1 protein-coding gene, 2 tRNA genes and 3 rRNA genes are annotated in these 6,419 nt (G+C 49.9%); all 6 read left to right on the top strand.

Annotated features, from left to right (window positions below; genetic code table 11):
- The first annotated feature begins 331 nt into the window (after positions 1–331).
- The 6 genes from DBZ16_RS14525 to DBZ16_RS14550 all read left to right on the top strand — a co-directional run bounded on the left by DBZ16_RS14525 (position 332) and on the right by DBZ16_RS14550 (position 6,309).
- Positions 332–1,872, top strand: a 16S ribosomal RNA gene (locus tag DBZ16_RS14525).
- 101 nt (positions 1,873–1,973) lie between these two features.
- Positions 1,974–2,050: transfer RNA gene (locus DBZ16_RS14530), tRNA-Ile, on the top strand.
- A 5-nt stretch (positions 2,051–2,055) separates the two neighbouring features.
- Positions 2,056–2,131 (top strand) — tRNA-Ala (locus DBZ16_RS14535).
- 431 nt (positions 2,132–2,562) lie between these two features.
- Positions 2,563–5,454, top strand: a 23S ribosomal RNA gene (locus DBZ16_RS14540).
- 95 nt (positions 5,455–5,549) lie between these two features.
- Positions 5,550–5,663: ribosomal RNA gene (gene rrf, locus DBZ16_RS14545) — 5S ribosomal RNA — on the top strand.
- The 16S, 23S and 5S rRNA genes sit together here with 2 tRNA genes alongside, the layout of an rRNA operon.
- A 355-nt stretch (positions 5,664–6,018) precedes the next feature.
- Positions 6,019–6,309: a ComEA family DNA-binding protein gene (locus tag DBZ16_RS14550; RefSeq protein WP_070495411.1), complete on the top strand. Its 291-nt coding sequence runs from the start codon at positions 6,019–6,021 to the stop codon at positions 6,307–6,309.
- Positions 6,310–6,419 lie beyond the last annotated feature (110 nt).

Below are 6,419 nucleotides of genomic sequence, written 5' to 3' on the forward strand. Positions count from 1 at the left end.
ATTGTTGGTGTGTTTTGTAGAATTTTTTATTGTTTGGGAGTTGACGGTTTTTTTGGAGGGGGGTATAGTTCGGTTCTTCGCTGCTTCGGCGGCGGTTAAACGAACAAATAAGTATATCACAGTTGGTCTGATTTTTCGAGGTTTTGAGAAAAGTTGTGATTGACAATGAAATGAAATGCTTTATAATTCGTTTTCGCTCTTTAACAAAACAGATTACCGATAAGTGTGAGTGCGACAGCCTCACACTGTTTGAAAGACAGACAAGATGATGTTTTAGACATTGTCCTGTTGGTTTCTTTGAAGCAGACCAGAAGTTAAAAAGTTAGAGATTGAACATAAGAGTTTGATCCTGGCTCAGATTGAACGCTGGCGGCATGCTTTACACATGCAAGTCGGACGGCAGCACAGAGAAGCTTGCTTCTTGGGTGGCGAGTGGCGAACGGGTGAGTAACATATCGGAACGTACCGAGCAGTGGGGGATAACTAATCGAAAGATTAGCTAATACCGCATATTTTCTGAGGAAGAAAGCAGGGGACCATTTGGCCTTGCGCTGTTTGAGCGGCCGATATCTGATTAGCTAGTTGGTGGGGTAAAGGCCTACCAAGGCGACGATCAGTAGCGGGTCTGAGAGGATGATCCGCCACACTGGGACTGAGACACGGCCCAGACTCCTACGGGAGGCAGCAGTGGGGAATTTTGGACAATGGGCGCAAGCCTGATCCAGCCATGCCGCGTGTCTGAAGAAGGCCTTCGGGTTGTAAAGGACTTTTGTCAGGGAAGAAAAGGATAGGGTTAATACCTCTGTCTGATGACGGTACCTGAAGAATAAGCACCGGCTAACTACGTGCCAGCAGCCGCGGTAATACGTAGGGTGCGAGCGTTAATCGGAATTACTGGGCGTAAAGCGGGCGCAGACGGTTACTTAAGCAGGATGTGAAATCCCCGGGCTCAACCTGGGAACTGCGTTCTGAACTGGGTGACTAGAGTGTGTCAGAGGGAGGTAGAATTCCACGTGTAGCAGTGAAATGCGTAGAGATGTGGAGGAATACCGATGGCGAAGGCAGCCTCCTGGGATAACACTGACGTTCATGCCCGAAAGCGTGGGTAGCAAACAGGATTAGATACCCTGGTAGTCCACGCCCTAAACGATGTCGATTAGCTGTTGGGCAGCATGACTGCTTAGTAGCGAAGCTAACGCGTGAAATCGACCGCCTGGGGAGTACGGTCGCAAGATTAAAACTCAAAGGAATTGACGGGGACCCGCACAAGCGGTGGATGATGTGGATTAATTCGATGCAACGCGAAGAACCTTACCTGGTCTTGACATGTACGGAACCCTCCAGAGACGGAGGGGTGCCTTCGGGAGCCGTAACACAGGTGCTGCATGGCTGTCGTCAGCTCGTGTCGTGAGATGTTGGGTTAAGTCCCGCAACGAGCGCAACCCTTGTCATTAGTTGCCATCATTAAGTTGGGCACTCTAATGAGACTGCCGGTGACAAGCCGGAGGAAGGTGGGGATGACGTCAAGTCCTCATGGCCCTTATGACCAGGGCTTCACACGTCATACAATGGTCGGTACAGAGGGTAGCCAAGCCGCGAGGTGGAGCCAATCTCACAAAACCGATCGTAGTCCGGATTGCACTCTGCAACTCGAGTGCATGAAGTCGGAATCGCTAGTAATCGCAGGTCAGCATACTGCGGTGAATACGTTCCCGGGTCTTGTACACACCGCCCGTCACACCATGGGAGTGGGGGATACCAGAAGTAGGTAGGGTAACCGCAAGGAGCCCGCTTACCACGGTATGCTTCATGACTGGGGTGAAGTCGTAACAAGGTAGCCGTAGGGGAACCTGCGGCTGGATCACCTCCTTTCTAGAGAAAGAAGAGGCTGTCGCATTCACACTTATCGGTAAACTGTAGAAGATGCGGAAAAATGCTTGAGTGAAGACAAGATTCGCTTAAGAAGAGAATCCGGGTTTGTAGCTCAGCTGGTTAGAGCACACGCTTGATAAGCGTGGGGTCGGAGGTTCAAGTCCTCCCAGACCCACCAAGAACGGGGGCATAGCTCAGTTGGTAGAGCACCTGCTTTGCAAGCAGGGGGTCATCGGTTCGATCCCGTTTGCCTCCACCAATACTTTCCAAATCAAAGCGAGTTAAAAAGGCAGTGTAACTGCTTTCTTTTTTTCTAAAGAGAAGTCTGCTGACGAATCAGTTTGACGGAAAAAGAAAGGCTGCTATAATAATCAGCTCATTTTGATTTGCGAAGTAAATAGCAATATTGAACGCATCGATCTTTAACAAATTGGAAAGCCGAAATCAACAAACAAAGACAATGTGTCTGTTTTTGATGATTGACTAATTGCAAATGGTCAGTTATCTCCTAAATAGGAAAAGAAAAACAGGTACAGTATTTGGGTGATGATTGTATCGACTTAATCCCGAAAGACAAAAGGCGGGATTAAGACACAACAAGCAGTAAGCTTTATCAAAGTAGGAAATTCAAGTTTGATGTTCTAGTCAACGGAATATCAGGCAAAGTCAGAGAAGTTCTTGAAATGATAGAGTCAAGTGAATAAGTGCATCAGGTGGATGCCTTGGCGATGATAGGCGATGAAGGACGTGTAAGCCTGCGAAAAGCGTGGGGGAGCTGGCAATAAAGCTATGATCCCGCGATGTCCGAATGGGGAAACCCACTGCATTCTGTGCAGTATCCTAAGTTGAATACATAGACTTAGAGAAGCGAACCCGGAGAACTGAACCATCTAAGTACCCGGAGGAAAAGAAATCAACCGAGATTCCGCAAGTAGTGGCGAGCGAACGCGGAGGAGCCTGTACGTAATAACTGTTGAGATAGAAGAACAAGCTGGGAAGCTTGACCATAGTGGGTGATAGTCCCGTATTCGAAATCTCAACGGTGGTACTAAGCGTACGAAAAGTAGGGCGGGACACGTGAAATCCTGTCTGAATATGGGGGGACCATCCTCCAAGGCTAAATACTCATCATCGACCGATAGTGAACCAGTACCGTGAGGGAAAGGCGAAAAGAACCCCGGGAGGGGAGTGAAATAGAACCTGAAACCTGATGCATACAAACAGTGGGAGCGCCCTTGTGGTGTGACTGCGTACCTTTTGTATAATGGGTCAACGACTTACATTCAGTAGCGAGCTTAACCGAATAGGGGAGGCGTAGGGAAACCGAGTCTTAATAGGGCGAACAGTTGCTGGGTGTAGACCCGAAACCGAGTGATCTATCCATGGCCAGGTTGAAGGTGCCGTAACAGGTACTGGAGGACCGAACCCACGCATGTTGCAAAATGCGGGGATGAGCTGTGGATAGGGGTGAAAGGCTAAACAAACTCGGAGATAGCTGGTTCTCCCCGAAAACTATTTAGGTAGTGCCTCGAGCAAGACACTGATGGGGGTAAAGCACTGTTATGGCTAGGGGGTTATTGCAACTTACCAACCCATGGCAAACTAAGAATACCATCAAGTGGTTCCTCGGGAGACAGACAGCGGGTGCTAACGTCCGTTGTCAAGAGGGAAACAACCCAGACCGCCAGCTAAGGTCCCAAATGATAGATTAAGTGGTAAACGAAGTGGGAAGGCCCAGACAGCCAGGATGTTGGCTTAGAAGCAGCCATCATTTAAAGAAAGCGTAATAGCTCACTGGTCGAGTCGTCCTGCGCGGAAGATGTAACGGGGCTCAAATCTATAACCGAAGCTGCGGATGCTAGTTTACTAGCATGGTAGGGGAGCGTTCTGTAGGCCGATGAAGGTGCATTGTAAAGTGTGCTGGAGGTATCAGAAGTGCGAATGTTGACATGAGTAGCGATAAAGCGGGTGAAAAGCCCGCTCGCCGAAAGCCCAAGGTTTCCTACGCAACGTTCATCGGCGTAGGGTGAGTCGGCCCCTAAGGCGAGGCAGAAATGCGTAGTCGATGGGAAACAGGTTAATATTCCTGTACTTGATTCAAATGCGATGTGGGGACGGAGAAGGTTAGGTTAGCAAGCTGTTGGAATAGCTTGTTTAAGCCGGTAGGTGGAAGACTTAGGCAAATCCGGGTCTTCTTAACACCGAGAAGTGACGACGAGTGTCTACGGACATGAAGTAACCGATACCACGCTTCCAGGAAAAGCCACTAAGCTTCAGTTTGAATCGAACCGTACCGCAAACCGACACAGGTGGGCAGGATGAGAATTCTAAGGCGCTTGAGAGAACTCGGGAGAAGGAACTCGGCAAATTGATACCGTAACTTCGGGAGAAGGTATGCCCTCTAAGGTTAAGGACTTGCTCCGTAAGCCCTGGAGGGTCGCAGAGAATAGGTGGCTGCGACTGTTTATTAAAAACACAGCACTCTGCTAACACGAAAGTGGACGTATAGGGTGTGACGCCTGCCCGGTGCTGGAAGGTTAATTGAAGATGTGAGAGCATCGGATCGAAGCCCCAGTAAACGGCGGCCGTAACTATAACGGTCCTAAGGTAGCGAAATTCCTTGTCGGGTAAGTTCCGACCCGCACGAATGGCGTAACGATGGCCACACTGTCTCCTCCCGAGACTCAGCGAAGTTGAAGTGGTTGTGAAGATGCAATCTACCCGCTGCTAGACGGAAAGACCCCGTGAACCTTTACTGTAGCTTTGCATTGGACTTTGAAGTCACTTGTGTAGGATAGGTGGGAGGCTTTGAAGCAGAGACGCCAGTCTCTGTGGAGCCGTCCTTGAAATACCACCCTGGTGTCTTTGAGGTTCTAACCCAGACCCGTAATCCGGGTCGGGGACCGTGCATGGTAGGCAGTTTGACTGGGGCGGTCTCCTCCCAAAGAGTAACGGAGGAGTTCGAAGGTTACCTAGGTCCGGTCGGAAATCGGACTGATAGTGCAATGGCAAAAGGTAGCTTAACTGCGAGACCGACAAGTCGAGCAGGTGCGAAAGCAGGACATAGTGATCCGGTGGTTCTGTATGGAAGGGCCATCGCTCAACGGATAAAAGGTACTCCGGGGATAACAGGCTGATTCCGCCCAAGAGTTCATATCGACGGCGGAGTTTGGCACCTCGATGTCGGCTCATCACATCCTGGGGCTGTAGTCGGTCCCAAGGGTATGGCTGTTCGCCATTTAAAGTGGTACGTGAGCTGGGTTTAAAACGTCGTGAGACAGTTTGGTCCCTATCTGCAGTGGGCGTTGGAAGTTTGACGGGGGCTGCTCCTAGTACGAGAGGACCGGAGTGGACGAACCTCTGGTGTACCGGTTGTAACGCCAGTTGCATAGCCGGGTAGCTAAGTTCGGAAGAGATAAGCGCTGAAAGCATCTAAGCGCGAAACTCGCCTGAAGATGAGACTTCCCTTGCGGTTTAACCGCACTAAAGAGTCGTTCGAGACCAGGACGTTGATAGGTGGGGTGTGGAAGCGCGGTAACGTGTGAAGCTAACCCATACTAATTGCTCGTGAGGCTTGACTCTATCATTTGAAGAACTTCAAATGATAAATGCTTACTGACTGATTCAGTCATCACCAAATATATTGATTAAGGCTTTACCGATTTGTACAGTTTAAGTTTGGCGGCCATAGCGAGTTGGTCCCACGCCTTCCCATCCCGAACAGGACCGTGAAACGACTCAGCGCCGATGATAGTGTGGTTCTTCCATGCGAAAGTAGGTCACTGCCAAACACCTATTCTAAGCCCCTGACAGATGTCGGGGGCTTTTACTTTTATCTTGTGTTTTACCTTTTACTTTTACTTGAAGCCGTGTTTGTCGTTCCTTCTGATGATGGAGCGACTTGTTGACGAGTGACGATAGGGTGGTTACGGTGAGGGTAGGGTCAGCGGGTATAGGGATGTGACGGACGGGAAGAGGGCGGGTAAAATAGGAATGTTGCAGAATCAATACACAAAGAGATAGTAAATCAGGAAATCGTTAAGTATCGTTTGAACGGAAACGGTAAGACGGATATGATAGCCAACTATTTTACGGTGCCGCACACACAGGCGCCATTCGCATTCACAAACTATGGAGTATCTTCTTATGAAAAAATTCCTCTTTGCCGCGCTGTCCCTGCTGACCGCTTCGCTGTCGCTGGCCGCCGTGAACATCAATACCGCTTCACCATCCGAGTTGGAAGCCCTGCCCGGTATCGGCCCTGCCAAAGCCAAAGCCATCGTGGACTACCGTCAGCAACATGGTGCCTTCAAATCGGTGGAGGAGTTGAAAAACGTCAAAGGTATCGGTGAGGGTATCTTCTCCAAACTGAAGGCAGAAGCAACCGTCGCCCCTGCCGCACAGGCTAAAACCGCCGTGCCTGCCGCTAAGAAATAAGTTTAATGCCGCATTCCCAAAGGGGAATGTGCGCAACAGACCGCGTGATAAAAGGCCGTCCGATACCCTCGGGGATTCGGGCGGCCTTTGTGTCGGGCGGGTATGACGTC

This window comes from Neisseria sicca (genome assembly GCF_003044565.1).
Lineage (GTDB): Bacteria > Pseudomonadota > Gammaproteobacteria > Burkholderiales > Neisseriaceae > Neisseria > Neisseria sicca_A.

What these genes read in the sequence shown, in the direction of transcription:
- DBZ16_RS14550 (WP_070495411.1), top strand. Translation starts at nt 6,019, where the DNA reads ATGAAAAAATTCCTCTTTGCCGCGCTGTCCCTGCTGACCGCTTCGCTG.